Source organism: Nocardia australiensis (genome assembly GCF_020733705.1).
In the GTDB taxonomy this organism is placed as follows: Bacteria; Actinomycetota; Actinomycetes; order Mycobacteriales; family Mycobacteriaceae; genus Nocardia; species Nocardia australiensis.
On the sequence record NZ_JAJFZM010000001.1, the window covers coordinates 1,357,053 to 1,383,453 of the forward strand.

Annotated in this window: 24 protein-coding genes; 18 read left to right on the top strand and 6 right to left on the bottom strand. The window is 64.5% G+C overall.

Features of this window, described 5'->3' with window-relative positions:
• The first annotated feature begins 67 nt into the window (after positions 1–67).
• From LKE06_RS06210 to ptsP, 4 genes are read left to right on the top strand one after another with little or no spacing between them, the layout of a single operon-like run.
• A complete protein-coding gene (locus LKE06_RS06210; protein WP_227997664.1) occupies positions 68–817 on the top strand; it encodes an MIP/aquaporin family protein in 750 nt (249 codons plus the stop codon).
• A gap of 11 nt (positions 818–828) precedes the next feature.
• A complete protein-coding gene (dhaK, locus tag LKE06_RS06215) occupies positions 829–1,830 on the top strand; it encodes a dihydroxyacetone kinase subunit DhaK (protein WP_227997665.1) in 1,002 nt (333 codons plus the stop codon).
• 2 nt (positions 1,831–1,832) lie between these two features.
• Positions 1,833–2,447, top strand: a complete 615-nt coding sequence (dhaL, locus tag LKE06_RS06220) for a dihydroxyacetone kinase subunit DhaL (protein ID WP_227997666.1) — start codon at positions 1,833–1,835, stop codon at positions 2,445–2,447.
• A complete protein-coding gene (ptsP, locus tag LKE06_RS06225) occupies positions 2,444–5,158 on the top strand; it encodes a phosphoenolpyruvate--protein phosphotransferase (protein ID WP_227997667.1) in 2,715 nt (904 codons plus the stop codon). Before dhaL ends, ptsP begins: the two co-directional genes overlap by 4 nt.
• Before the next feature lie 84 nt (positions 5,159–5,242).
• Here ptsP and LKE06_RS06230 read toward each other — a convergent pair whose 3' ends face one another.
• Genes LKE06_RS06230 through LKE06_RS06245 form a run of 4 tightly spaced genes read right to left on the bottom strand, consistent with a single transcriptional unit; the run spans position 5,243 to position 11,195 of the window.
• Positions 5,243–6,031, bottom strand: coding sequence for an HAD family hydrolase (locus tag LKE06_RS06230; protein WP_227999300.1), 789 nt, complete (start codon positions 6,029–6,031; stop codon positions 5,243–5,245).
• 47 nt (positions 6,032–6,078) lie between these two features.
• Positions 6,079–8,706: a phosphoribosyltransferase gene (locus LKE06_RS06235; protein WP_227997668.1), complete on the bottom strand. Its 2,628-nt coding sequence runs from the start codon at positions 8,704–8,706 to the stop codon at positions 6,079–6,081.
• Between the two features lie 46 nt (positions 8,707–8,752).
• Positions 8,753–9,964 carry an HpcH/HpaI aldolase/citrate lyase family protein gene (locus LKE06_RS06240; protein WP_372477288.1) on the bottom strand — a complete coding sequence of 404 codons (1,212 nt, stop codon included), beginning with the start codon at positions 9,962–9,964 and terminating at the stop codon, positions 8,753–8,755.
• A gap of 19 nt (positions 9,965–9,983) precedes the next feature.
• Positions 9,984–11,195, bottom strand: coding sequence for a hypothetical protein (locus tag LKE06_RS06245; protein WP_227997669.1), 1,212 nt, complete (start codon positions 11,193–11,195; stop codon positions 9,984–9,986).
• Positions 11,196–11,401: 206 nt separating this feature from the next.
• Here LKE06_RS06245 and LKE06_RS06250 point away from each other — a divergent pair, with 206 nt between their 5' ends.
• From LKE06_RS06250 to LKE06_RS06260, 3 genes are all read left to right on the top strand, one after another.
• Positions 11,402–11,977 (top strand): TerD family protein, encoded by a 576-nt coding sequence (locus LKE06_RS06250; protein ID WP_227997670.1) that lies wholly within the window; start codon positions 11,402–11,404, stop codon positions 11,975–11,977.
• Between the two features lie 186 nt (positions 11,978–12,163).
• Positions 12,164–13,270 carry a DUF475 domain-containing protein gene (locus tag LKE06_RS06255; protein ID WP_227997671.1) on the top strand — a complete coding sequence of 369 codons (1,107 nt, stop codon included), beginning with the start codon at positions 12,164–12,166 and terminating at the stop codon, positions 13,268–13,270.
• A gap of 95 nt (positions 13,271–13,365) precedes the next feature.
• On the top strand, positions 13,366–13,986 hold the full coding sequence (locus tag LKE06_RS06260) for a TerD family protein (protein ID WP_227997672.1): 621 nt from the start codon (positions 13,366–13,368) through the stop codon (positions 13,984–13,986).
• Between the two features lie 75 nt (positions 13,987–14,061).
• Here the strand turns inward: LKE06_RS06260 and LKE06_RS06265 are convergent, their stop codons facing one another.
• Entirely contained in the window at positions 14,062–15,456 is a 1,395-nt protein-coding gene (locus LKE06_RS06265) for a glycosyltransferase family 87 protein (protein ID WP_227997673.1), read from the bottom strand.
• 169 nt (positions 15,457–15,625) lie between these two features.
• On the opposite strand from LKE06_RS06265, the gene rpsF reads away from it, so the two are divergent.
• From rpsF to rplI, 4 genes are all read left to right on the top strand, one after another.
• Entirely contained in the window at positions 15,626–15,913 is a 288-nt protein-coding gene (gene rpsF / locus LKE06_RS06270) for a 30S ribosomal protein S6 (protein WP_227997674.1), read from the top strand.
• A gap of 84 nt (positions 15,914–15,997) precedes the next feature.
• On the top strand, positions 15,998–16,549 hold the full coding sequence (locus tag LKE06_RS06275) for a single-stranded DNA-binding protein (protein WP_227997675.1): 552 nt from the start codon (positions 15,998–16,000) through the stop codon (positions 16,547–16,549).
• A gap of 60 nt (positions 16,550–16,609) precedes the next feature.
• Positions 16,610–16,861: a 30S ribosomal protein S18 gene (rpsR, locus tag LKE06_RS06280; protein WP_227997676.1), complete on the top strand. Its 252-nt coding sequence runs from the start codon at positions 16,610–16,612 to the stop codon at positions 16,859–16,861.
• Positions 16,862–16,877: 16 nt separating this feature from the next.
• Positions 16,878–17,330 carry a 50S ribosomal protein L9 gene (gene rplI, locus LKE06_RS06285; RefSeq protein WP_227997677.1) on the top strand — a complete coding sequence of 151 codons (453 nt, stop codon included), beginning with the start codon at positions 16,878–16,880 and terminating at the stop codon, positions 17,328–17,330.
• A gap of 181 nt (positions 17,331–17,511) precedes the next feature.
• On the opposite strand, the gene LKE06_RS06290 is transcribed toward rplI, so the two are convergent.
• On the bottom strand, positions 17,512–18,282 hold the full coding sequence (locus tag LKE06_RS06290; protein WP_372477348.1) for an IclR family transcriptional regulator: 771 nt from the start codon (positions 18,280–18,282) through the stop codon (positions 17,512–17,514).
• A gap of 182 nt (positions 18,283–18,464) precedes the next feature.
• Between LKE06_RS06290 and LKE06_RS06295 the strand changes: the two genes are divergently transcribed.
• The 7 genes from LKE06_RS06295 (at position 18,465) to LKE06_RS06325 (ending at position 26,326) form a co-directional block, all read left to right on the top strand.
• Positions 18,465–19,214 carry a CoA transferase subunit A gene (locus LKE06_RS06295; protein WP_227997679.1) on the top strand — a complete coding sequence of 250 codons (750 nt, stop codon included), beginning with the start codon at positions 18,465–18,467 and terminating at the stop codon, positions 19,212–19,214.
• A complete protein-coding gene (locus tag LKE06_RS06300; RefSeq protein ID WP_227997680.1) occupies positions 19,211–19,855 on the top strand; it encodes a CoA transferase subunit B in 645 nt (214 codons plus the stop codon). Before LKE06_RS06295 ends, LKE06_RS06300 begins: the two co-directional genes overlap by 4 nt.
• Complete coding sequence (locus LKE06_RS06305) at positions 19,856–21,058, top strand: acetyl-CoA C-acetyltransferase (RefSeq protein WP_227997681.1); 1,203 nt, start codon at positions 19,856–19,858, stop codon at positions 21,056–21,058.
• A 990-nt stretch (positions 21,059–22,048) separates the two neighbouring features.
• Entirely contained in the window at positions 22,049–23,428 is a 1,380-nt protein-coding gene (gene dnaB, locus LKE06_RS06310; RefSeq protein ID WP_227997682.1) for a replicative DNA helicase, read from the top strand.
• Between the two features lie 401 nt (positions 23,429–23,829).
• Complete coding sequence (locus tag LKE06_RS06315; RefSeq protein WP_227997683.1) at positions 23,830–24,465, top strand: DUF3558 domain-containing protein; 636 nt, start codon at positions 23,830–23,832, stop codon at positions 24,463–24,465.
• Between the two features lie 116 nt (positions 24,466–24,581).
• Positions 24,582–25,844, top strand: coding sequence for a hypothetical protein (locus LKE06_RS06320; protein ID WP_227997684.1), 1,263 nt, complete (start codon positions 24,582–24,584; stop codon positions 25,842–25,844).
• Positions 25,841–26,326, top strand: coding sequence for a hypothetical protein (locus tag LKE06_RS06325; RefSeq protein ID WP_227997685.1), 486 nt, complete (start codon positions 25,841–25,843; stop codon positions 26,324–26,326). Before LKE06_RS06320 ends, LKE06_RS06325 begins: the two co-directional genes overlap by 4 nt.
• Positions 26,327–26,401 lie beyond the last annotated feature (75 nt).

A 26,401-nucleotide genomic window follows, 5' to 3' on the forward strand; every position in this document is an offset into this window, starting at 1 on the left:
TCCACGTACTCTACGAACATCATTCGACATTGTCGAATCTCGTTCGAAACAATCTCGGGAGTCCCCCATGGATGGACTGCGTACGCCGCAGAAACTCGCGGCGGAAGTGCTCGGCACGGCGTTCCTCGTCTTCATCGGCGTCGGATCAGTGCCCGCCACGCACATGGTGAACGGTGACGCACCCTTCACCATGGCCGACCTCGGCGTGATCTCGCTGGCATTCGGCACGGTGGTGCTGGCCACCATGTACGCCTTCGGGCACGTCTCGGGAAACCACATCAATCCGGCCGTAACCCTGTCGCTCGCGATCACCGGCCAGTTCCCGTGGCGACAGGTCCCCGCATACCTCGCCGCCCAGGTCACGGGTGGGATACTCGGCGCGTTCGCCATCATCGGCGTGCTCGGCGACCGCGCCAGCGAGGTCGGTCTCGGCGTTGCCGCGTACAGCGCGGACGTCGGCGCGGGCCAAGCGTTCATCGCCGAGTTCATCGGCACCTTCATTCTGGTACTGACTGTGCTGCTGGTGGTGCACCGGGCCGCGGCGCCTGGCTTCGCGGGCGTCGCCATCGGGCTCGTGGTTTTCGCGGTGATCATCCCGGTCGCCCCGGCCACCGGCGCGTCCATCAACCCCGCGCGCACGCTCGGTCCGATGCTGGTGCAGCAGGTGTGGGGCGCGGAGGTGGCCTGGAGTCAAGCCCCGGTCTATCTCGCCGCCGAGTTGCTCGCCGGCGTCGCCGCCGCATTCACATCTCATGCCCTGACCCGCACCAAGAACCCGGCTCGCACAAATCACGACGCGCTCGAAACCGCCGCATAACAGGAGAACTGATGAAGAAACTGATCAACGATCCGGCCGATGTCGTCGGTGATGCGCTGTCGGGTATGGCCGTGGCGCACCCCGAACTTCGCGTCGACATCGAGAACAAGACAGTGTTTCGTGCGGGCGGGCCGATCCCGGGCAAAGTAGCGCTGCTCTCGGGCGGCGGCTCCGGGCACGAACCGCTGCACGGTGGTTTCGTCGGCACGGGCATGCTCGACGCCGCATGCGCCGGGGAGGTGTTCACCTCGCCGGTCCCCGACCAGATACTCGCCGCCACCGGCGCCGTCGACTCCGGCGCGGGGGTGCTGCATATCGTCAAGAACTACACCGGCGACATCATGAACTTCGAGATGGCCGCCGAGCTCGCCGCCGCGGAATCCGGGGTCGAGGTGACCGCGGTCGTGGTGAATGACGATGTGGCCGTTCAGGACAGCCTCTACACGGCGGGACGGCGGGGCGTCGGCGCGACCGTGGTGTTGGAGAAGATCGCGGGTGCCGCCGCCGAAGCAGGCCGCGCGCTGGCCGAGGTCGCCGAGGTCGCGCGCACCGTGAACGCCAACTCACGCAGCATGGGGATGGCGCTGAGCTCCTGTACCGTGCCCACCGCGGGCAAGCCGACATTCGAACTCGGGGAGACCGAAATGGAGATCGGGGTCGGCATCCACGGCGAACCCGGACGCCATAGCGTCCCGCTGGCCCCCGCGCGCGAGGTCGCCGCGATGCTGGTCGAACCCATCCTCGCCGATCTGCCGTTCATCAAGGGCGACAACGTGATCTGTTTCGTCAACGGCATGGGTGGCACGCCGCTGCTCGAGCTGTATCTCATGTACAACGAGGTGGCCCGCATCCTCGCCGGTCATGGCATCGGGATCGCCCGCTCACTGGTCGGCCCGTACATCACTTCGCTGGAGATGGCCGGGTGTTCGGTGACATTGACCAAGCTCGACGACGACCTTCTGAATCTGTGGGATGCGCCGGTGCGCACGCCCGCACTGCGCTGGGGAGTGTGACGATGATCGATCCGATCCAATGGGTGCGTTGCTTCGCCGAGCTGATCGACGAGCACACCGATGAACTCACCGAACTCGACGCGGCCATCGGCGATGCCGACCACGGCAGCAATATGCGGCGCGGCACCGCCGCGGTCGTCGACGCACTCGCCGAATCCGCACCGCCGACACCGGCAGCGGCGCTGAAACAGGTTGGTATGACGCTGATTCGGACGATCGGCGGTGCGAGCGGACCGCTCTACGGCACGTTCTTCCTGCGCTGTGCCGCCGCGGCGGGCGATTCCGACTTCGACGCGGCCAACTTCGCGAAGGCATTTCGGGCCGGACTGGACGGGATCGTCACGCGCGGTAAGGCGGAATCCGGTGACAAGACGATGTTCGACGCATTGGCGCCCGCCGCCGACGCGCTCGACCAGCGCCTTGCCGATGGGGATTCACTCGCCGACGCGCTCGATGCCGCTGTCGTCGCGGCCGAGGCGGGCCGTGACGCGACGATCCCGATGCTCGCACGCAAGGGCCGCGCCTCCTACCTGGGCGAACGTAGTGTCGGACATCAGGATCCCGGTGCGACCAGTGCGACGCTGCTGGTGCTCGCCGCGCGACAGGCCATCGGATGATCGGCATCGTCGCGGTCTCACACAGTCATGCTCTCGCAACGGCGGCTGTCGCATTGGCCACCGAAATGCTGCATAACCAGCCGGTTCGTATCGAGGTAGCGGCGGGGCTCGATACGGAGACGCTCGGCACCGACGCCGTCGCGGTCGCGGATGCCATCTCGGCCGCCGACTCCGGTGACGGCGCGCTGGTATTGATGGACCTCGGCAGCGCCGTGCTATCGGCCGAACTCGCGGTGGATCTACTGGATTCGCCACATGAGGTCCGGCTGTGTGCGGCACCGTTCGTGGAGGGCCTGATCGCCGCCGCCGTCTCGGCCGCAGGCGGAGCCGACCTGGAGGAGGCGGCGAGTGAGGCCGAAAATGCGCTGGCCGGCAAGCACACTCACCTCGGCGTCCCGACCGCGACACCACCGGACGCCTCCGCCGCCCAGGTACCGAACCCATTGAATCCCGAGACCGAATCGGCAGGACGCGACGTCGGGCCGACTGCCACCGGCACCTTTATCGTCACGAATGATCATGGACTGCACGCCCGTCCGGCGACCCGCCTCGTCGCCGAGGTCCGCGACCTCCCCGCGACCGTCCGCCTCAGCAACCTCACCACCGGCGTCGGTCCCGCGTCCGGACGAAGCCTGAGCCGTATCGCCGCGCTCGGCGCACTGTCAGGACATGAAATCGAGGTGGCGGCAACGGGTTCGGGTGCGGCCGAAGCCGTTGATCGCGTACTCGCCCTCGCCGCGCATCGGTTCGGGGAGTCACCCACTACAGCGACGGAAATTCCTCCATCCCCCGGCCGGGGTACAGGCGCAAACCGCATCACGGCGGCGAACGAAGGCTCCGGCTCCAACATCGGAGCCGCCGACGACAGCATCCGGCTCACGCTCAGTGCCGACGCCGACGACGCTCGTCTCACACCTGCCGATCGACAAGCAGGCCCGAACCACATCTCAACCGGCCCGGGCTCTCCGATCGAACCCACCGACGCCGGCCACCTGTTCACCGCCGTCAGCGACAGCGCTCGGCCCACACCCAGCGGCGAAGATGTCGGCGCGGATACCTCGTCGGTCAGGTCGAGCGCAGGACCGCTCGGCGCGTCAGCGGGCATTGGCATCGGCCCGGTCTGGCGGCTCGGGCATGCCGAGTTCGTTGTTCCCGAAACTGCCACTGGCCCAACGGCACTCGAGCGGCACCTACTGGATCTCGCGATTGCGGCAGTGCGAGCCGATATCGAGCGCACCCGCGCCGACGCCGGGCCGGAAGCCGATATCTTCGAGGCTCATCTGTTTCTGCTCGATGACGACGAACTGATCGAAGCGGTCCAGGCGGGCATCGACACCGGTCTTACCGCCGCATCCGCGTGGGATCGCGTACTGGAATCCGCTGCCGCACAACTGGATCGACTCACCGATGACTATCAGCGAGCCCGCGCCGCCGATCTGCGCGCGGTGCGCGACCAGGTACTCGGCGCGCTACTCGGCGAGTCCACCGAGATAATCAGCCGCGCGGGCATTCTCGTCGCCGCCGATCTGACCCCCGCGCAGGCGGCCGGGCTCGATCGAGACGTCGTCACGGGAATCGTACTGGCCCAGGGCAGTCCGACATCGCACAGCGCCATCCTTGCCCGCTCGCGCGGTATCCCGACCGTGGTCGGAGCGGGCGTGCCGGTGTTGGCCATACCGGAGGGCACCCTGGTCGTATTGGACGGTGCCGAAGGCAGACTCGTGATCGCCCCAGACGCGGCTGTGCTCGCCGAATTCACCGGACTGGCGACCTGGCAACGCGAACAACGCCGAACCGCCGAAGCCGAGGCCGGCAAACCGGCGATCACCCGCGACGGCACCGTCATTCATGTCGCGGCCAATATCGGTGCCGAACTGGACGCAGCCGAATCCGTCCGCAACGGTGCCGACCTGGCCGGGCTGGTACGCACCGAGTTCCTGTTCCTCGGCCGCGACCACGCGCCCTCCATCGATGAGCAGGAGCAGGCGTATCGAGCGGTTGCCGAAGCATTCGGCGGGCGGCGGATTGTGCTGCGCACCCTCGATGTCGGTGGCGACAAACCACTTCCATATATCGATCAACCGACCGAAGCCAACCCGTTCCTCGGCGTCCGCGGCATCCGATTGGCGCTGGCTCGCCCCGGACTGCTGCGGGACCAACTGACCGCCATCGGCCGAGTCGCCGCCGACCATCCGGTGAGCGTGATGTTCCCCATGGTCACCCAGCTGGAAGAACTACTCGCGGCCCGCCGCATACTCGACGAGGTGCTGCCCGCCGGTGTCACCCCCGACGTGGGCATCATGGTGGAAGTGCCTGCGGCAGCGGCGAAAACAGCGATATTCGCCGAGCACGTGGACTTCTTCAGCATCGGAACCAACGACCTGACCCAGTACACGCTGGCCGCCGAACGCGGCAACGACGCCCTCAGCACACTCGCCGACCCCCTCGACCCCGGCGTGCTCCGCCTGATCGCCATGGTGTGCGAGGCCGCCGGAACGGCCCGAGTAGCGGTGTGCGGTGAAGCCGCCGCAGACCCGATCGCCGCCGCACTACTACTGGGGCTGGGCGTCCACGAACTCAGCGTGGCACCCCCCGCCATCCCGCTGATCAAAGCCGCCATCCGAACCCTGGACCTCACCGAATGCCGTACGGCGGCAACGCGAGCCCTGCACAGTGCCTCCGCCACCGCCGTACGCGCGATCCTCGCCTGAAGCAAGACGCATTCTCCGGGCCTATCGGTCACCGCTCCGCAGCCGGTGTCGTCGCGCAAATCGCCGGAGACCGACCGACTGCCGTCACACATCCTGCGGTGGCGCCGCCTTGATGAACCAGTTGATGATTTCCTCTCCGGCCAGAATGCCCGAGGCGCGGGTGATGGTGAGGTTGGGGTGGGTGAAGTTCAGTTGTTCGAGTTCGCCGTGGCGCGGGCGAATAGCGCAGTCGGCGGTGCGCAGCATCTCGGCGTCAAGTGCGCCGTCGCCCGCGGCGAGGGTCATCGAGTCATGGGACAGCTCACCGTTTTCCCACAGGCGGCGGCGAACCTCCTGAACGGCACGGCTTTTGCAGACGGCCACCGGCATGGTGTAGATCTTGCGGCCCTGCCTGGAGGCGGACCACCCGCGCGGGCGACACCACTCACCCCATTCCGAGAGGAAACCTTCGGGAACCTCCTTCGGCCGCACGACCAGATAGTTGAAGAGATGGTCCGCGACACGGAATTTGGTGACCCAGGATTCGGCGATGCGGGAGCGCAGTTCCGCGTTGACCTCCGATAGGGTCGCGCCACCCGCCCGGACCTGGGCATCGATGTCGATACGCCAGCGCATATCCGGGACGCCGTCGACCAGGATATTGCCGCCATTGCTGGTGATCGCGTAACGCCATGGTGCGCCGGGAAGTTGGATGCGCTCGAACTGTTTGATGGTGCGAGTCGTGGTCGGGATGACCGCGGCCGGTTCGGTCAGTGTCTGCATGCGTAGGGCGGCGGCGGTCGTCATGAACGACAGCGGCGCGCCCTCGAGGTGTTCCACACAGACTGTCGGCACGTCTCGGGGAGCGCTGAATGCGTTGCGCGAGTAGATCATCGTTCGGTCGAGATCGGTGGCTACGAGCGTCTGTCTTCGTTGATCTTTCACTGCTGCTGCACGTCCTTGATCAATCCCATACACGAGTAGGCGAGGTCGGGCACGACCTCAACCGGAACATTGCGGGCCGCGGCGAGCATCCGAATGTGGGCATGCTCGGGTGCGTCCGCTTCACGAATCAGCACCCGCCACGGCACCCGGCGCAATAGCACCCGAGTCGTCTCGCCGACACCAGGTTTGACGAAGTTCGCACTCGCTATTCCATAGCTGATGCGGACCTTTTCGACCGATGCCCACCCGGCCCAGGTCGGCGTGCGATCGCCGTCGATAACGGCGGCGAGTTCGGCGGGCACTCGGTCACCGATCGTCGGAAAAGCGTCGCTCACGGCGTCGAGGAGGCGGCCGGACACATCGTCACCCGCGAGCTCCCGGTAGTACTTCGCGCCATGGAAATCATCCGGGCCGATCAGGTCGTCGTTCAATACGGTGCGTGAAATAAGGCCGGACACCGTCGAATTCAGACACGCCGACGCGATGAGGAAGTCGTCGCGAGTGCCATATGTGCGCGCGCAATGCCCAGGATCGGCGAGCACGGCGAGTTCGCCGTTGAATCGGGCACCACCGGCGGCGTGGTAGGCATCCAGCGCTTCGGCGAGTTCGCGGGTAATCGCCCCCTTGCCCGTCCAACCATCGACGAATACCACCGACGCTGGATCATGGTGCTGGGCAAGGTAATCCAACGCCGTTGCGTCGATGCCGCGATCACGCACGATGGAGACCGCGTAATGCGGCACGTCGAGACTCGGCAGATCCGCGGCGCGCCCCGACCGCAGCCAACGCCGCATCAGGATTCCGATCGGCGTGCCCGCACGCGCGAGCGAGACCAGCACGATGTCGTTGCCACGTTCGGCGACAACGAGTTCCGATACCGTCGCGACGGCGAGCGCGAGGCGGCCGGCACTATCGGCGAGCACATCATCGAACAACGACCGGTAGGCCGAATCCGGTTGATACTCGATCGGCAGCGACTCCGCGTAATGTGCCGCCCCGGCCTGAATTCGCCGCTCGCGTTCCGCGATGTCGGCCTCCAGGTCGATATCGGAGAGATCCTTCAGCAGCCAGGAAACCTCCTCGGCCGCATACGATCCGAACTCAGGACCATGCAGCGGCCAGGGCAGCTCCGGTGCCGCCACCGATTGCGTTCCAACGGCCACCGTCTTCGACTCACGACCGGGTTTCGTTTCCGCACGCTGACCGGATTCGACGCGGTCGGCGCGCAGCAGACGCGGATCAGCACCCGGCACAACAGCGACCATCACATCGGCACCGGACGCGGTCAATACGTCGACCAGCCCACCATCCGCGACGAGCGCCGTCGTGTCCGCGGGCGAATCGATAACGACAAGCAGGACCGGATCATCTTCGAAGGGATCCTCCGGTAGTGCCGCGACGTCGTTGCCGATACCACTGAATCGATCGGGCGACGGCAGCGCACGCGCACCGGAAAACTCCTCGGCCCAGTGCGCGTTATACAGGTAGCGCGGCTGCTGCTGACCGACTTCCGGTGCGAGAAAACGGAATCCACGACGCAGCGGATACCCGGGATGATCCAGCACATAGGCCGGTGAGCGGGTGGTGGTTTGATAACGCGTCGGAATGCCTGAATCGGCGAGTGCCGCCGCCATCCGCAATGGCAGATACATCAGCTCCTCGTGCGCGAGCACGATAACGGGCCGACCGGGGAAGTCTGTGCGCAGCCACGACCGCACCGACTCGGTCGCCGCGGTGACGGCGGTATCGAATGCCGCGGTATCCGAGCGCAGGGTCCCGTGACGTCCGCCCTCCGGCACCGAAGCGGGCCAAGGTAATTCGACGCGAGTACACGAACCCGGTCGTGCGGCGATCGGATTGAGTGCTGGTTCGGGCAGCTCGGCGACCGCGTCCACCAGACCGGCAGGCAGCTCGGTCCGGCCCGAGGCCAGGCACACGGTGTCGATGCTCGCCCCGATCTGCCCTGCCGCCGCGGCGAAGGCGACGCGATCGGCATCGGAGCGCATATCCACCAGGGATGCCAGCACGTAGTGGGGTCGCGGCGCGAACGCGTGCAACGCACGGATGGCATCCAATGCCGTCGCGCCGGTGGATATTTCATCGTCGACCAGGACCAGTGGCAGCTCGTTGGCGAAAATCTCGGCGGGCATGGGTTGCAGCTGGTGCGAGGTGGCGTGCGAATGGCCCTCCTCGAATCCGGTGAGCGTCCGCGCCCGCGCGACGGCTCGGCGGGTCGAATGCAGATAGCAGCCCGCATCGATTCGCGCCGCGACACAATGGCCGAGTCCCGTCGCGGTTTCAGCGAATCCGAGTACCACCGCGTCCCGCTCGCCGAGCACCCCGCGCACCAGGTCACCGAGCCGGTTGCCGCCATCGAGCACAACCCGGGGGTCGGTCGGCACATGTTTGCCGAGCACCGTGGAGACCAACAGGTGCGCGCGGCGCGGATTGCGCCGCAGCCCCGGCTGAATCAGCGATGCGATCGTCAGTTCGGCGGGCAGCGCACTGGTCGGCGCGCCGGAATCATCCGAGCCGTGGGCGGCACCATGAAACAGCTCTAATCCGAGAGTTCTTGTTGCCCAAGGGATCACACTGTCGGACTGTTCGGTCAACGCATCGCTCATGTTCGCGTGCCGTCGATACCATCGCGCCGATACCCGATTCGCTCGCTCACATCATCACCAAAGCGCTCAGCAGATCCACGAATGACACACCCTTTTTGGCCACACCGAACACCCGTGCCCGCAGCAGCGTCTGCCGCGCCCAACTGCGGTGCGGCCGCATCTCGTTCATCTTGTTGCGATATTCCGACGCCGCCACGCCACCCACATCGACCTGCAGGATATTCAGTGCGTCCGAATACTCCTCGTGCGTCACCACCGAAAGTGCGTGCACCACAGCAACATGCGAAGGATGGATCACCGTTTTGCCCTGAATGCCATTGGCCCGGTCCAGCGTGATCTCCCGCAGCAAACCGTCCAGATCCCGGCTCACCAAATACTGCCGGAACGGCACCGCGTCGGATTCGGCGAACGGCGCGGTGCGCAGCAACGGCCGGAACATTCGCTCGTGGTCGGCGAAGTACTCCCACACCGGCCCGGTGATCACGAAGCCCGTACCGTCCGCGCGCCCTAGGTAATTCACGATGTCGGCAATTACGTCCGCGACCACCCGAACGTCATAGATCGTCAAATCACGGTCGCGCCGGATACCGAAGGTCGAGCACATATCGGTCGCGCCGACCCGCACCGCGAGCACCCGCTCCCGATGCTCGGCAAGTAGCGCCGCCATCTGCGTCAGCTCGTGGTCGCGGGTCTGCCGATGCACCAGCGCCGCCGATTCCAGCACCGGCATCCCGTATATCGGGCGGTCCAGCCGCTCGGCGGCCCGCTCAAGCGCATCCAGATATTTCGGCCCGGTCAGGCTGTCGAATTTCGGGAGGACGAATCCGGTCAGCACCGCGGTCCCGGAGCCGAGCTGTTCGACGATCTCGCCGATCGCGTCCGCATCACGTACCCGGACAAACAGCAGTGGGTTCGGATCCTGGCTCGCGGCAAGCAGATCCAGCGTCGCCACCGCCTGCTGTTTGGCGAATTCCAGCTCGTGATCGGCGACGGCGTCCTCGAGATCGATCACCATCGAACACACCCCGCGCTCAGCGCGTTTGGCGATTGTCATGGCGAGATCGGGCCGGGTCGCGGGCGCGTACAGGGTGGCGCCGAGCGCGACCGCCAGCAATTCACGATCGGCGTGCTCACCGAACGGTTCCGGTTGCCGATGAAACAACCGTCGCGCCTCCGGTCCGTACAGCTGCCGGAAGTGACACAGCGGCAAGCGCTTCCGCAAGGACACCGGCTGCGGGACGGCGATGCATGCGGTCACCGTTGCCCCCTCCTCATGCTCATCGTTGTCCTACCTGTTTTCTCATTCGATCCACTACCCCCGCGATGAATTCCGCGACGGAATCCAATTCGGTCACATACGCCCAGTAGTCGGGGTGGCGCCCCGACAGGGATTCAGCGATTCGGTCGATCCGATCCACCTGTGCGTCGAGCACAGACCCCCATTCGGCGACGAGCCCCCGGCTCACCGCGAGCATTTGTGCGTCTCGCAATCGAAATCGTACGACCTTGGCCTTGTCTTGCGGATTGTCGCGAACCTCACGCAACATCGTCAGCCGTTTCGCGACAGCGTCGACCTGCGCCTCGGCCGCTGTCAAAAACCCACGCGCGGAAGTAGTCAGATCAAGTGCGGACTCCGGATGGTTCTGGGCCAATGCCACTCGCGCCCGCACCAGGGCAGCGTCCGCGGCATCCATGGCCTGTCGGCTTTCTCGCTCATTGTTAGCCAAATCCGCGGAACTCGCGGCATTGAACTCACGCAGCAGTGCCGAGAAGGCCGGCGCCACCCCTTCCGAACGGGTGCGCACTGCCGCCAGCCTGGTGCTCGCGGACCCGATCGCGGTGGTAGCGGTCTGCTGTCGTGAAGGGGCCTGCGCCAACACTTCCGCCAGTTCCTTGGTCACCGCGTCCAGGCGGTTGGCGGCATCACGCACGGCCGCCGCCGACCCGCCGGAACTCGCGGCCTCCAATGTGATAATGGCCTCATCCACCGCGGCGCTGGCCGCACGTACCGAGGGGTACTCGGAGTACTCGGATTCGGCCGCCTGCCCGCGCACGCCCGCCGCCGTGACCCGCACCTGCCGCGCCAGCTGCGGCACCGTATCGAACACCGCGACGGCGTGCTCGAGCTGCGCCTGATTGCCTCGATAGAACTCGTCGACGGCGCGGGCCGCATCGCTGAGCTGCCGGACCAGCGCATCAACGCGGGGCTGCCCCTGCGCGATCGCGGTGCCGTCGCGCTCGGCGGTGTCCAGCTCGTCATTCAAGGTCAGATAGGCCCCGGCCGCGTCATAGCACCGACTGCGAACCGGCTCCCAGCGCGCGGCCATCCGCCGGTCCGGGAATACCTGATCGGAAGCGGCCACGGCCGCCTCGGCCGCGCTCTGGCGCCGATCCATATCGAGGAACGCGGAGGTCAGCGTCGGTCGGGCCTGCGCAACCCATTCATTGTTCCGGGATGAGCGGAACCATCCACGCCTACGGCCAGCCACGTCCCGATGGTAAGCGGTGGACTCTCTCGCACTCGTCCAAGCGCGGGCTGACTCCGTCCGGCCGCGCCCCATCGGGGGATCTTCCTGTTCGCCGGGGCTGACAGCGGTTCCTACGCAAGATCGCCGAAACCTACTACTGTCGTAAGTCGTACCCGGCGATTCGGACATGCTGGGAACCTCATACGTCTATTGAAAGGGTATTCCGCATGGGTGTCAGTTTGTCCAAGGGCGGCAACGTCTCGCTGACCAAGGCGGCGCCGAACCTGACCGCTGTCGCGGTCGGCCTGGGGTGGGATATTCGTACCACCACCGGTACCGACTTCGACCTGGACGCGAGCGCCATTGCGACGGGGGCGGACAAGAAGGTGCTGTCCGACCAGCACTTCGTGTTCTTCAACAACCTCAAGTCGCCCGAAGGTGCGATCGAGCACACCGGTGACAACACCACCGGTGAAGGCGAGGGCGACGACGAGGTCATCAACGTGGACCTGGCCGCGACGCCGCCGACCATCGAGAGCATCTTCTTCCCGGTCTCGATCTACGACGGGGAGGGTCGCCAGCAGTCCTTCGGTCAGGTTCGCAACGCCTACATTCGCGTCGTCGACCGCGCCAACGGCACCGAACTCGCCCGCTACGACCTCTCCGAGGACGCCTCGACCGAGACCGCTATGGTCTTCGGCGAGCTGTACCGCAATGGGGCCGAGTGGAAGTTCCGCGCCATCGGCCAGGGCTACGCCTCCGGCCTGTCCGGTATCGCCCGCGATTACGGCGTCAACGTCTGAGATGACTTACTGATCAGGGGGCTCGGCGACGGGCCCCCTGATCGTGCGGTATCTCTGCGGCCGCGCGTGATCAGCGTGCGCGCCACCATTGAACAACCAGCGGTTCAGCGTCCACGCTGAAACATAGCTTCACGACCCACATGTGCTCGGACAGACGTCCGGGGCGCCGAATAGGAAGGTCCCCGCGTGATCCTGCGCATTTACGGCATGTCCTTCGTCGTCACAGTGATCGCACTCATCGTGGCGTTCCTGTACGGCGGACCGACCGCGCTCGCGCTCGCGGCGATCCTCGGTGTACTCGAGGTGTCGCTGTCATTCGACAACGCGGTCATCAACGCGACCGTGCTGGAACGAATGAACGAGTTCTGGCAGAAGATCTTCCTCACCGTCGGTGTGCTGATCGCCGTTTTCGGTATGCGGCTGATCTTCCCGCTGGCGATCGTGTGGGTCACCGCGGGCCTGAGTCCGGCCAAGGCCTTAGATCTGGCGCTCAACCCGCCCGCGGACGGCGCGGCCACCTTCCCGGATGGCAGCAAGAGTTACGAGACGCTGCTCACCGACGCGCACCCGCAGATCGCGGCGTTCGGTGGCATGTTCCTGCTGATGCTGTTCCTGAACTTCATCTTCGAAGAGCGCGAAATCACCTGGCTGTCCTGGCTGGAACGGCCGCTGGCCCGGCTCGGCAAGCTCGACATGCTCTCGGTGGTCACCGCGGGCATCGCGCTGATACTGACCGCGGAATTCATCGCGAGCGATGACCAACGTGCCACTGTCCTGGTCGCGGGCCTGCTCGGCATGATCACCTACATCGCGGTCGATGGACTCGGCTCGATGTTCCACACCGAGGGACACGAAGAGAACTCTGGCGGCCCATCGGAATTGGCCAAGGCCGCGGGCAAGGCCGGCTTCTTCCTGTTCCTGTACCTCGAGGTGCTCGACGCGTCGTTCTCCTTCGACGGTGTCATCAGTGCCTTCGCCATCACCTCCGATCCGATCATCATCGCGCTCGGCCTCGGCCTGATCGGTGCCATGTTCGTCCGCTCGATCACGGTGTACCTGGTGCGCAAGGGCACGCTGTCGGAGTACGTGTACCTGGAGCATGGCGCGCACTGGGCGATCGGCGCGCTGGCGATCATCCTGTTCATTTCGATCGGCGTGCATATCAACGAAGTCGTCACCGGCCTCATCGGTGTCGCGTTCATCGGTGCGGCGTTCATTACCAGCATCATTCGCAATCGGCGTACCGATGCCGACGAAGTCGAGAGCGAACGCGAGCCGACCCCGGTAGGCTGATTTCGGCATACAGCCGAAGACCAGAGCGGCAACGGCGGTGCCCCATTGCGGGGCCCGGCCGTTGCCGCTTTCTTTACGAGGGGGATATAGCGCCGATGGCGAACGACAACACTCCCGGCGTCAACCTGTCCAAGGTGACCCTGTCGAAGGCGACACCAACCATCACCCTCACCAAACCCGGTGACCAGCAAGGGGTTATGCGGGTGAACCTGAATTGGTCGTCGGGGCCGAAAGGGTTCTTCCGCAGGTCCAAGGCCGTCGACCTGGATCTGGGCTGCCTGTATGAGCTGTCCAATGGCGCCAAGGGCGTGGTACAGGCGGTCGGCGATAATTTCGGCAAATTGAATTCCGAGCCGTATATCCAACTCGACAGTGACGACCGCAGCGGCGCCGCGGCGGGCGGCGAGAACATGCACATCAATCTCGCTCGCCCCGAACTGTTCCGGCGCATCCTGATCTTCGCCTTCATCTACGAGGGCGTGCCGAACTGGGCCGCGGCCGATGGCGTAGTCACCCTGTTCCCGACCTCCGGCCCGCAGATCGAGGTCCGACTCGACTCGCCGGTGAGTGGCGCCCGCTCGTGCGCCATCGCTCTGTTGCAAAACCAAGGCACCGGTATCACCGTGCAACGAGAAGTGAATTACATCAACGGTTCTCAGCGTGCCATCGATGAGGCCTACCGGTGGGGCATGGAATGGCACTCCGCGTGTAAGTAGTTCACCGCACCGCTATCGCTTCGACCGACGGCGCGAGGGGCGGTGCGCCCGCGGGATGCGACTCCGCGCGTTGGTCTAGGCCACCGGCACCAGGTCGTCGGAATCGAACCGCCGAATCGGTGGCGGTGCGGGCGCTAATCCGCGTGGAACCGCACGGACGAAAACGAAGAAGAACGCCACCAGCAGCGCCGCCCTGCCCCAGACCCCGAACTCGACCACGCGCTCGATCACATCCACCGAGGCGCCCGAACCGAGCGAATAGAAGTAGCGGAACACCCCGATACCGATGGCGGCATCGGCAAGCAGATATCCGCCGATCAGCGTCCATGGCACCTCGAGCAACACCAGGAACGGCACCAGCCACAGCGTGTATTGCGGCGAATGCACCTTGTGGAACAACAGGAACCCGCACAGCATCGCACCGCTGACACCCACCCACGGGAAGGTGCCGGTCGCGCGAAATCGCCTCCAGCCCAACCAGATTGCGAGCGCGAACGCCACCAGTACAAGCGTCGGCGAAGCCACGGTGACCGCGTTCTGAAATGACAACTCGTCGTCGGCATTCGGACCGAATATCGGCCGAAGTCCCCAGTACCAAATGGAATTCGTGGTGATATCGGCCTGACGCAACTGCTGGAAAGTGATCGATGCCCGCCAGCCCTCATATCCGGTCAGCGCGAAAGGCAGGTTCACCGCCACCACCGTGCCGATCGCCGAAGCACCGGTCAGCAGCGCGCCGCGCACATCGAAGCCCGGTTCGTCGCGCCGGTCGGAGCCACGCCCGGTGCCACCAGTGAGCACATAAGCCATCAGCGGCAACACGAAAATCCCCGGATACAGCTTGAGGCAGAACCCAAGCCCGAGCAGCACTGCGGCCAGAATTCCCCTGGTACGCAACGAATATCGACTCAGCGCGGTGACCACATACACGGCCGCGACCGCCATGCACACCACCGGCAGTTCCCAATTGTGGAACCCATACAGCACCAGCGGCGGCCCCGCTGCCCACAGCAGCGCCGCGCGTCCCGCCAGCCGTGCCAGCAGCCACGCGGTCAGCAGTGCGAACGGCGCGAGCAAGATCGCGGAATGCAACAGGAATTCGGCGTCGTTATCGGCACCGAGCGCGCCTGCCCACATCAAGGCGCCGCTGAGCACCGGATATTCGACCGCGCCACCCACCAGCGCCCCGTCTGCGGTGATCCCGCCCGAAATGTAAGGAAATACGTGTTCGTTGATATCGCGACCCAGCCACAGGAATTGAATGTCGGAGTAACAGACATCCGAATCCTTGATCACATCGAACGCCGCGCTACGACCGTCCTCGTCGAACGGCGCGCCCGCGCAACGGGCCTTGTTCAGATACGCCAGCGCCAGGGTGAGCCCGCACAGCAACACCACCACCGCGCCAAGCGCTGCGGTACGCGTCACGCGGCCGGCGATCCTTTCGCTGGCCGCCGGTCCGGTCGGCATGAGAACCACCCTATGTGGCCGGGCCCGAGCACGCCTCCGTTCCCCCGCCAACGGGGGAGTTTCAGTGCTGACCGGGGGCTCATGTAGCCTTGTCGGGTTGCTGACGCGACGACCCTCCTGCCACGGAAAGTCCGTGGCCGTTTCCTAGTCCACAGGAGGTGATTGGTCCGTGCGTCATTACGAAGTGATGGTTATCCTCGATCCAAGCCTGGACGAGCGCACCGTTGGTCCGTCTCTGGAGAACATGCTCAGCGTTGTTCGTACCGAGGGCGGCAAGGTCGACAAGGTCGACATCTGGGGCCGCCGCCGGCTCGCCTACGAGATCGCCAAGCAGGCTGAAGGCATCTACGCGGTGGTCGATCTGACCGCCGAGCCCGCCACCGTGAGCGAACTCGACCGCCAGCTGGGCCTCAACGAATCGGTGCTGCGCACCAAGGTTCTGCGCCACGGCAAGTGACCCTCGATCGCGTCGGTGCCTGTCTCTAGGCTCTAGCGCGATAGCGAGTGCACTGCGGACTGCATACCGAGCAGGAGGAACCACATGGCAGGCGACACGGTCATCACCGTCATCGGAAACTTGACGGCCGACCCCGAGCTTCGATTCACGCCCGCGGGCGCAGCGGTGGCGAACTTCACCGTCGCTTCGACTCCCCGCGTGTTCGACCGTAATTCGAATGAATGGAAAGACGGCGAAGCGCTTTTCTTGCGCTGCAATATCTGGCGCGAAGCTGCGGAAAATGTCGCCGAAAGCCTGACCCGGGGTTCACGTGTCATCGTGAGCGGACGGCTCAAGCAGCGCTCCTACGAAACCCGCGAGGGCGAGAAGCGCACAGTTGTGGAACTCGAGGTCGACGAAGTCGGTCCCTCGCTCCGCTACGCAACCGCGAAGGTCGCCAAGGCCAGTCGCGGCGGCGGCGGAGGCGGCGGATTCGGGTCCGGCGGCAGCGGTGGTGGCGGTGGCAACTTCGCCTCCTCTTCTGGCGGTAGTGGTGGTGGACGTTCCGGCGGGGCCGGAGACGATCCTTGGGGCAGCGCGCCTGCGGCGGGTTCCTTCGGGGGCAACAGCCGCGTAGACGACGAACCGCCGTTCTGACCAACGGCATTAATCGGCCCATTTCCACTTGGGCCATCAATGATTACGGAGTAAGAGACCATGCCTAAAGCGCCAGCGCGCGAAAAGGTGCTGAAGAAGAAGGCTTGCACCTTCTGCAAGGAAGCCAAGACCGGCACCGTCAACATCGATTACAAGGACACCGCACTGCTGCGGAAGTACGTCAGTGATCGCGGCAAGATCCGCGCTCGCCGGGTCACCGGTAACTGCGTGCAGCATCAGCGCGACGTCGCCGTTGCCGTGAAGAACTCGCGTGAGGTTGCGCTGCTGCCTTACGTGTCCACGGCTCGCTGAGAACGGGAGGCACGCAATGAAGTTGATTCTGACAGCTGATGTGGACAACCTCGGTGCTCCCGGCGACACCGTGGAGGTCAAGGACGGCTACGGCCGGAACTACCTGCTGCCGCGCGGCCTGGCGATCGTTGCCAGTCGTGGTGCCGAGAAGCAGGTCGCGGGTATCCGCCGGGCGCAGGACGCCCGCAAGGTTCGCGACCTCGACCACGCCAACGAACTGAAGCAGGCCATCGAGGGCCTGGAGTCGGTGTCGCTTTCGGTGAAGACCGCGGGCACCGGCAAACTGTTCGGCTCGGTGACCCAGACCGACGTTGCCGCGGCCATCAAGTCAGCAGGCGGTCCGGTGGTCGACAAGCGCAGCATCGAGCTGCCGAAGTCGCACATCAAGTCGATCGGTAAGCACGACGTCGTGGTGCACCTGCACCCCGACGTGGTCGCCAAGTTCGACCTCGAGGTCGCCGCGAACTGAGTTCGCCCCGAAGGCCACTCTCGTGTTCGGCACGAGGGTGGCCTTCTTCGGGTAGGTAGACGGCTTGCGCACCGGCCAGATCGGCTTGTGATCGTTCGGCCGTTGCTGCGGCCGGGCGTGTCCCGGATCCCCGTACACCCCGCACCCCACTGGGCTACGAAACCGACTGACCCGAATCAAGCTAGAGCATGGCTCGCGACTTGAGCCGCCCGGACAGAAGGTGTGCGTGTTCGAGGAGTAGCGTGCCCAACTCGGCATGTCGCGCGACCCGGAAACGGGTCTCGACACCAGTCAGACTCAGCGCCCACGCTGGGCGTCCGCCGCGATCGAAGACGGCGGCTCCGATGCCCCAACTTCCCTCGACAACAAGTGCCGGGTTGACCGCGTATCCGGTGATGCGGGTCGAATCGATACGTTCACGGATGGATGCCTCGCGGTGCGCGTCGCCCCATGCCGGCCTGAGATCGGTGCGGGCGAAATAGTCGTCGACTTCGCGGGCTGGCAGATGGCTCAATATGGCTAATCCTGCCGATGCGACACCCAGCGGGAAGCGTTTGCCTTCATGAAGGACGTGTGACCGTAGCGGAAAGCTGCCCTCCTGGCTCAGGATGCAGACCGTTTCGTCGCCCCGACGTGCCGAGAGGAACGCGCTTTCGCCGGTTGTGCGGGAGAGTTGGTCGAGAACGTCGCGAGCCTGGTCGGTGACATCGTAACGGTTCCCTGCTGCTGCGCCGAGTAGATACAGCTCGGGTCCGAGCGACCAACGTCCGGTCCGCGTGTCCCGATCGATCAGCCCTTCCGCGGCCAATGAGGTGAGCAGTCTGTGAACAGTGGGGCGCGCGAGGCCCGACCGCTTTCCCAGTTCCGTCGTGGATGCGCCGGTGGGCTCGAACGCGCTGACGGCACGCAGCAGGCTTGCCGCTCGCTCGACTACATGGGAACCCTGCTGCATTCGTTCAGCCACGTCACCAGCATAAGCGTTCATTAAATGGACACATTCTCGAAGTCTGATCGAGCGTCGAGCATTCTCTGACCAACTGGGCACGAAGCCTTTCGGCGGGGGGCCTGTGCGTTGTTCACTGGCAAGCAGATCAATCAACGTTCGATCAGTGAACGAAAGAGCAGGGAGGTTCGGTGACAACAAAGGTGTACAGATCCGCGGCGGAGGCGGTCGCCGACATTGTCGACGGGTCGTCGCTCGCGGTCGGTGGGTTCGGTCTGTGCGGCATCCCGACCGAGCTGATCGGTGGTATCGCCGAGAGCGGTGTGTCGAGTCTCGACGTGTTCTCCAACAACTGCGGCGTGGACGACTATGGTCTGGGAATTCTGTTGTCGGCCGGTCAGATTCGTCGGGTGACGGCGTCGTATGTCGGTGAGAACAAGGAGTTCGCGCGGCAGTACCTCTCGGGTGAGCTGGAGGTGGAGCTGACGCCGCAGGGCACGCTGGCCGAACGGTTGCGGGCCGGTGGCGCCGGTATCCCCGCGTTCTACACTCCGGCCGGAGTCGGCACCCCAGTGTCCGAGGGCGGGCTGCCGTGGCGCTATAACGCCGACGGCTCCGTCGCGATCGCATCGCCGCCCAAAGAGACGCGGACCTTCGGTGGCAAGACCTTCGTGCTCGAGGAGTCGATCGTCGCCGACTACGCGCTCGTCCACGCCGAGATCGGTGACACCGAGGGCAACTTGGTGTTCAACAAGACCGCGATGAATTTCAACCCGCTGGCCGCGATGGCCGGCCGGGTCACCATCGCGCAGGTCGAGAAGCTGGTCGAGCCGGGCGAACTCGATCCCGCGCAGGTCCACCTGCCGGGCGTGTTCGTGCAGCGGGTGGTGCATACGGGTGCGGTGGACAAGCGAATCGAGAAGCGGACGGTGTCGGCATGAGCTGGTCACGTGAGCAGATGGCCGCGCGCGCCGCGGCCGAGATGATCGACGGCGAGTACGTCAACCTGGGGATCGGCCTACCGACCTTGATCCCCAACTACCTTCCCGACGGGGTGAAGGTGGTTCTCCACTCGGAGAACGGCATCCTCGGCACCGGTCCCTACCCGACGGAGAACAAGGTTGATCCCGACCTGATCAACGCGGGCAAAGAGACCGTGACGGTGAACCCGGGTGCCGCGTTCTTCGATTCGGCGTTGTCGTTCGGCATGATTCGCGGTGGACACATCGACACCGCGGTGCTCGGTGGCATGCAGGTCTCCCGCAACGGGGACCTCGCCAACTGGATGGTTCCGGGCAAAATGGTCAAGGGCATGGGCGGCGCCATGGATCTGGTGCACGGTGCCCGGCGCGTCATCGTGGTCATGGAGCACACCGACCGAGACGGTGGCGCGAAGATCGTGGACGAGTGCACATTGCCGTTGACCGGCAGGGGTGTAGTGCGGCGCATCATCACCAACCTCGCGGTCATCGATGTCGAGGACGGCACGCTGATGCTGCGTGAAATCGCGCCCGACGTCACCGTGGAGCAAGTGCGGGAATCGACTGGCGCAGAACTGGTCATCGATCTGGAGGAGCGGTAAATGTCGAGTGCCCGGATATCTGTCATCGTGGCCGGGGCCCGGACCCCCGTCGGACGGCTGCTCGGATCCTTGAAGGATCTTTCGGGATCCGACCTCGGCGGTGTAGCGATCAAGGGCGCGTTGGAGAAGGCCGGTGTGGCGCCCGAGCAGGTCGAGTACGTGATCATGGGTCAGGTCCTCACCGCCGGCGCGGGCCAGATGCCGGCACGCCAGGCAGCCGTGGCCGCAGGCATCCCGATGAGTGTTCCCGCTCTGACCGTCAACAAGGTGTGCCTATCGGGCGTCGACGCGATCGCGCTGGCCGACCAGTTGATCCGAGCCGGCGAGTTCGACGTCGTCGTGGCCGGTGGCCAGGAGTCGATGTCCCGCGCGCCCCACATGCTCGAGAAGAGCCGTGCGGGCTTCAAGTATGGCGATGTCACGTTGCGCGACCACATGGCCTACGACGGCCTGCACGACATCTTCACCGATCAGCCGATGGGTTACCTCACCGAGCGGCGCAACCAGGACGACGACCAGCGCATCACCCGTGAGGAGCAGGACGCATTCGCGGCCGCCTCGCACCAAAATGCCGCCCGCGCATGGAAGGACGGGCTGTTCGCCGACGAGGTCGTGCCGGTGACCATCCCGCAGCGTCGTGGTGAGCCGATCGTCGTGACCGAGGACGAGGGCGTCCGCGCCGACACCACCGTCGACTCGCTGGGCAAGCTGCGTCCGGCCTTCGTCAAGGACGGCTCGATTACCGCTGGCACCGCGTCGCAGATCTCCGACGGTGCCGCCGCAGTGGTCGTGATGAGTAAGACCAAGGCCGAGGAGCTCGGACTCGAGTGGATCGCGGAGATCGGCGCGCACGGCGTCGTCGCGGGTCCCGATTCGACCCTGCAGTCCCAGCCGGCCCGAGCGATCGCCCGCGCCTGCGAGCGTGAGGGCATCGTGCCGAAGGACCTCGACGTCGTCGAGATCAATGAGGCGTTCGCCGCCGTGGGCATCGCGTCCACCCGTGAGCTGGGTATCGACGCCGCGAAGGTGAATGTCAACGGTGGCGCGATCGCGATCGGCCACCCGCTCGGCATGTCCGGCGCCCGCATCGCGCTGCACCTCGTCCTCGAGCTCCAGCGTCGGGGTGGCGGCATCGGAGCCGCCGCGCTGTGCGGTGGCGGCGGACAGGGCGACGCCCTGATTGTCCGGGTGCCGAAGAAATAGCTGCGTACCCCTCGGCGGCACCCCGCGGTCGACCCCTTCCACGACGGATCGTTCCAGACCATCGAGGACGTCACCATGGAATGCAGTCGGCTGGTCATCACCAGCCGACTGCACAGCCGACTCGGGTACGTCACCCCCGACGAGTACGAGGCCGATCACTACTCTCTGCATGGCCTCGTAACTCGCCGAAGCCACACTGAACACTGCATCAAGCCCGGTCCGGTCCGAGGCTCGAGTCGTGCACCCTCGCGCTGCACGCATTCCCACGGTGTGGATCGGGCAGAACCACCATTACCGAACGACAAATAGGACGGACCTCTGGCAACCAGTCGACCGATTGCCCTGGAAAACGTCATCTAAATCCGGAACCCGCACTTCGCATGTGCCGAGTCGATCGGCGGACCAACTGTCGCGAATAGCCGATTATTTGCCATCGCTACTGTGACGTGATTCGGGTCATTCTTGGCTTTGCATGCTATCGGCTCCACCTTCGGTTATATCACTGGCGAATCGCCAAGAAACCAACCGGACGAAATGTGACGCGTGCCATATCTAGGACCGCACTGTTTACCCAACACTCCCGACTGTTCAACTGAGCCGACACGCCGGAATCTAATTGATCCACACGTACACAGATTCGGAAATCTATGTCTATCTGCGCATCTGAACGCAGCGACCAGGGTTTTCCCCAAGTAGTACACAGGGGGTGCACACGGTTAGGTAAACAGTCCCCAGGTTATCCACAGATGTGTGCACAGCGCGGTTTGGCGAGGGCCTATCCGGTCGCCTAGGTTCATCGCAAAGTCATACTCGGACCGCCAAGTACGGCATGATGCGGCACCCGCCACAGCGGTTGCTGGAACCCGCAGGTAGCGCCCTCGAACGGTGTCGGCCGCACCCTAGGGCCGCCGCGAACGTGTCGGTACCCCGGCGTACAACGAGTCATCGATAGTGTGAATCCCGGTCGTGGGGGAAAGGACGGTCGAGTCGGTGGCAGTCGTCGACGACCGCGGACATGCGGAGTATTCCGAACCACCCGGTGAAGACTTCGGCAGGCAGCCTCCGCACGACATGGCGGCCGAGCAGTCGGTGCTCGGTGGCATGCTGCTCAGCAAGGACGCCATCGCCGACGTCATCGAAGCGCTGCGCCCCGGCGATTTCTACCGTCCCGCCCATCAGGCCATTTTCGACACGATCCTCGACCTCTACGGTCGCGGCGAGCCCGCCGACCCTGTAACCGTCGCCGCCGGCCTCGACCGCCGCGGCGAGCTCAAGCGCATCGGCGGCGCCCCATACATCGTCACCCTGACCCAGACCGTCCCCACCGCCGCCAACGCCGGCTACTACGCCGAGATCGTCGCCGAGAAGGCCATCCTGCGCCGCCTCGTCGAGGCAGGCACCCGCATCGTCCAGTACGGCTACGCGGGCGCCGACGGCCAAGACATCGCCGAGGTCGTCGACCGCGCCCAAGCTGAGGTCTACGAGGTCACCGAACGCCGCACCACCGAAGACTTCCTCCCCCTCGAGGAACTCCTCCAGCCCACGATGGACGAAATCGACTCCATTGCCAGCCGCGGCGGCATCTCCCTCGGCGTCCCCACCGGCTTCACCGAACTCGACGAAGTGACCAACGGCCTGCACCCGGGCCAGATGATCATCGTCGCGGCTCGTCCTGGTGTCGGTAAATCGACTCTGGGAATGGATTTCATGCGCAGCTGCTCCATCAAGCATGGGCTGCCGAGTGTGATCTTCTCCTTGGAGATGAGCCGCACCGAGATCGTAATGCGCCTGCTATCTGCCGAGGCGAAAATCAAACTGGGTGACATGCGTTCCGGTCGGATGAGCGATGACGACTGGACGAAATTGGCACGGCGTATGAGTGAGATCAGCGAGGCGCCATTGTTCGTGGACGATTCGCCGAACTTGACCATGATGGAGATCCGAGCGAAGGCGCGACGGCTGAAGCAACGCCACGACCTGAAACTCGTAGTGGTCGACTACCTACAGCTGATGACCTCCGGCAAGAAAGTCGAATCCCGCCAGCAGGAAGTCTCGGATTTCTCGCGAAATCTGAAGCTACTCGCCAAGGAACTCGAAGTTCCGGTAGTCGCAATCAGTCAGCTGAACCGTGGTCCCGAACAACGAACCGACAAGCGCCCCATGGTGTCTGACCTGCGCGAATCCGGCTCGCTCGAACAAGATGCCGATATGGTCATCCTGCTGCATCGTCCCGACGCGATCGAGCGAGACGACCCACGCGGCGGCGAAGCCGACCTGATTCTCGGCAAGCATCGAAATGGCCCCACCGCCACCATCACTGTCGCGCACCAACTGCATCTCAGCCGGTTCGTGGACATGGCCCGGGGTTGAGCGAGGTTCTGGATTCTCACTTCGAGCTTCATAATCTCAGAGCTGACTTCGCGTCAACCTCACATATGAAGCCCAAGTGAGACAAGCTGTTTGAAACGGCTACACCATCTTCTCTTGGGTGGCACGCCGTCCTGAGCGAACCGCGTAGGAATCGGTGGCGAATGAGCGCGAGATCGAATTTTGAGACGGCCGTCGTCGCCGTGCGCCACGCACGCAACAACGTTGAAGAGATCCCAGGTCGCCGACCGGAGCCGGGACCAATCGGTGCCGCATTCTTCGCAGCGGAGTGCTGTTGCATTCGGACCGAGCGGTTCGGCTCGCTTGCGTTCTGCAATGATCACGGATGACTAGTGACCGTCCCGCTGGGATAGGCGGCGACCTCAACGATCAGGGTTTCGATGATGAGAAGAAGCTTCGCCGCTGGTTGCCTGGTGGCGAGTGCGACGACGCTGGTCGCCTGTGCCGGTAATTCCACCGATCAGGGTGCTAACACGGTGGTTTCGGCGACGGCCTCGCCCGCGACGTCTGCCGAGGCGACCGCCTCCGTGCAGGTGAGCGTCCCACCGGCGCCGGTGCAGACCGGCGCCGAACAGGTTCGGTTCGATCCATGTGTGGATGTGGGCGACGACCTGGTGACCCGGGCCGGATTCGACCCGGCGACTCGCGAAAGAGCCACAGCCGAAGGCGTTTCCACGCTTTTCACGACAATCGGCTGCCAATTCTGGCGTGAGACACTCGTTGATGGCGAGAAGTACCCCACTGGCGCGGTGTCGGTGACGTCGAGCGACTTGACCCTTGATGATTTCCGGAAGAACCCGGGCCACAGCATATTCAACTCTGACCCGATCGGCGGGCGCGAGGCCGTGCTGTACCGGACTCCACAGCTGGACGGCGCTTGCACGGCGTCGATCAAATCATCCGACGGGACTTTCACGGTTGGCCTGATTGTGCCCCCCGGTCCAGTTGCCGTGCCACCGCCATGTGACCAGATCCGTCAGATCGCCGAAACCTTCAGCGAATCACTCGGCACCGACTAGTGCCTCCATTTGACGGACCATGCCCGCACACATAATGTCGCGAGGCACGAGTCTGGCGGTGGGGCAACGATGTTCGGCTCCACTTCGGGGAAAGTACAGAGTTAGGGCATTAACGGATGGCCGAGACATTCGCGGCGAATCCCAGCGAAATTGCTGGTCTGAGTAATCTTGTCGCCTCGATAGCTGGTGATGCCCTGCTGGCGTCCAACTTCGTGGCGAAGGAGGGGAAGGCGGCGGATTGGCTCCACGGGCCGATCATCGACACGCTGGTGGCCCCGATAAATGATGCGGCCGACTGGATGTCCAAGCGCCACGCGGTGCTCGCGAATACCACCCTGGGCACTGGTACCGAGCTCAATAAGGCCGCCTGGATGTATCACAGCCAGGATCAGAAATCCTACGCCGCGTTGAACGCACATACCGAATCGAATCTCCCGGTGAATGACAGCGCCGAGGAGACCGGCGTGACCGCGCAATACGAAGGTGCCGCGACTTACCCGAAGCCGGAGTCTTTCAAACTCGAAGCGCCGGCGGCGAACAAAGAGGAGCTCGCAGGCCTCATCGCCGAAGTTTTCCCGGTGCTCGGCAGTGTGAACGAGTCCATCAAGAGCATCACTCGCGCGGCGGGAACCGAATATGATCCGCTGGTAACATGTTTGGAGCCGATTCCGGGAAACTGGTCCGAAATTCGCAGGCTCGGTGAGGTTTACAAGGCAGCCGGCAACGGGCTCGAGGCATGCGGTAAGAATCTCGAATCCGGAGTGAAGCGGATCGACGGTAGCACGGACGGCAAACCCAATTGGGACGGTAAAGCCTCCGTAGCCTTCAGCGACTGGGCGACCAAGCAGGTCGCGGCAATGAAATGGGAAGGCCCGGTCGGCCGGATCGTCAGTGATTGTGCGGGCAAGGTCTCCGACGAGATCAGGAACGGCATCAAATTCATCCTCGAAAAGCTGTGGGGGATGCTCAACAAGTATGTCGATTTCGACGACATCAAGGGCGCGCTCAAGTCGGTCGCCAATATCTTGTCCGCGGCAGTCCCGGGTCTCGGAGCTGCCCGCATCGCCAAGCTGGTCGTTGACATCGGTTTCCTCATCAAGGCCGCCATCGATGTGGTCGACAAGATCAAAGAGCTTGCCGATGCCTTCAACAAGCTCCTCGACATCATCAAGGATCCGGCAGGCCAGTTGAAGGAGAACGCGAAACAGAAGCTGGACGAGGCCATCGCGCCGGTAACCAAGAAAATTGACGACGCGACCCGTAAGGCGGCCCTCGCCAAGGATATCGAACAAATTTCCCATTACGGCGACACCGTGAACCGCCCCACACAGTCGTATGACGCCGGGTCCGGCACCGCACCGTGGGAGAGCGCGGTATGACGAGACCACAATGGGGCAGCATGCGGGAGCCCGACCTCGACCCTGAGGTGGAGGCCATCGCCCGGAAGGTCATGGACGCGGTAGACAATCTACGCACCGCCACGATCCGACTGTCCAACATAGACATTGACGAACTCTTCGACGGTCCCACCGAGGTGACCGAGGAATTCATCTCGATGGTCGCCGGTATGGACACCGCGTCCCCGGCACTAGCGGCATACGCCGAACGAGTCAGTAACGGTGAATGCCGTTGGTGCGACATCGAAACCCTCGCCCACCCGGTACCACCGGAAGTCGCCGAGATGAAGAGCTCGCCGCTGTTCATCTGGAAGTGGACCCCGGAACCCCCGCAAGCGCCCACACTGCCTCCGGCCCCCACCGAACCTCCCATCCGTCGTCCGCGACCAGGCGAAACCGTGGTCGGCCCCAGCGACTGGCCGGATGACTTCGAGGATCACCCCGATGACCGGCGCTGGCGCTGAGACGCATTGTGCGGTGATTTCGCGTTTCGCGGTGCCGTTACAGTCGGTGGACTACTGCCGGTTTTCTCGAGGAGT

Excerpts from the sequence above, each read along its gene's own strand:
- LKE06_RS06210 (WP_227997664.1), top strand. The coding sequence starts at position 68 with ATGGATGGACTGCGTACGCCGCAGAAACTCGCGGCGGAAGTGCTCGGC.
- dhaK (WP_227997665.1), top strand. The coding sequence starts at position 829 with ATGAAGAAACTGATCAACGATCCGGCCGATGTCGTCGGTGATGCGCTG.
- dhaL (WP_227997666.1), top strand. The coding sequence starts at position 1,833 with ATGATCGATCCGATCCAATGGGTGCGTTGCTTCGCCGAGCTGATCGAC.
- ptsP (WP_227997667.1), top strand. The coding sequence starts at position 2,444 with ATGATCGGCATCGTCGCGGTCTCACACAGTCATGCTCTCGCAACGGCG.
- LKE06_RS06230 (WP_227999300.1), bottom strand. The coding sequence starts at position 6,031 with ATGATCTACTCGCGCAACGCATTCAGCGCTCCCCGAGACGTGCCGACA.
- LKE06_RS06235 (WP_227997668.1), bottom strand. The coding sequence starts at position 8,706 with ATGAGCGATGCGTTGACCGAACAGTCCGACAGTGTGATCCCTTGGGCA.
- LKE06_RS06250 (WP_227997670.1), top strand. The coding sequence starts at position 11,402 with ATGGGTGTCAGTTTGTCCAAGGGCGGCAACGTCTCGCTGACCAAGGCG.
- LKE06_RS06260 (WP_227997672.1), top strand. The coding sequence starts at position 13,366 with ATGGCGAACGACAACACTCCCGGCGTCAACCTGTCCAAGGTGACCCTG.
- LKE06_RS06265 (WP_227997673.1), bottom strand. The coding sequence starts at position 15,456 with ATGCCGACCGGACCGGCGGCCAGCGAAAGGATCGCCGGCCGCGTGACG.
- LKE06_RS06275 (WP_227997675.1), top strand. The coding sequence starts at position 15,998 with ATGGCAGGCGACACGGTCATCACCGTCATCGGAAACTTGACGGCCGAC.
- rpsR (WP_227997676.1), top strand. The coding sequence starts at position 16,610 with ATGCCTAAAGCGCCAGCGCGCGAAAAGGTGCTGAAGAAGAAGGCTTGC.
- rplI (WP_227997677.1), top strand. The coding sequence starts at position 16,878 with ATGAAGTTGATTCTGACAGCTGATGTGGACAACCTCGGTGCTCCCGGC.
- LKE06_RS06290 (WP_372477348.1), bottom strand. The coding sequence starts at position 18,282 with ATGCAGCAGGGTTCCCATGTAGTCGAGCGAGCGGCAAGCCTGCTGCGT.
- LKE06_RS06300 (WP_227997680.1), top strand. The coding sequence starts at position 19,211 with ATGAGCTGGTCACGTGAGCAGATGGCCGCGCGCGCCGCGGCCGAGATG.
- LKE06_RS06305 (WP_227997681.1), top strand. The coding sequence starts at position 19,856 with ATGTCGAGTGCCCGGATATCTGTCATCGTGGCCGGGGCCCGGACCCCC.
- LKE06_RS06315 (WP_227997683.1), top strand. The coding sequence starts at position 23,830 with ATGAGAAGAAGCTTCGCCGCTGGTTGCCTGGTGGCGAGTGCGACGACG.
- LKE06_RS06320 (WP_227997684.1), top strand. The coding sequence starts at position 24,582 with ATGGCCGAGACATTCGCGGCGAATCCCAGCGAAATTGCTGGTCTGAGT.
- LKE06_RS06325 (WP_227997685.1), top strand. The coding sequence starts at position 25,841 with ATGACGAGACCACAATGGGGCAGCATGCGGGAGCCCGACCTCGACCCT.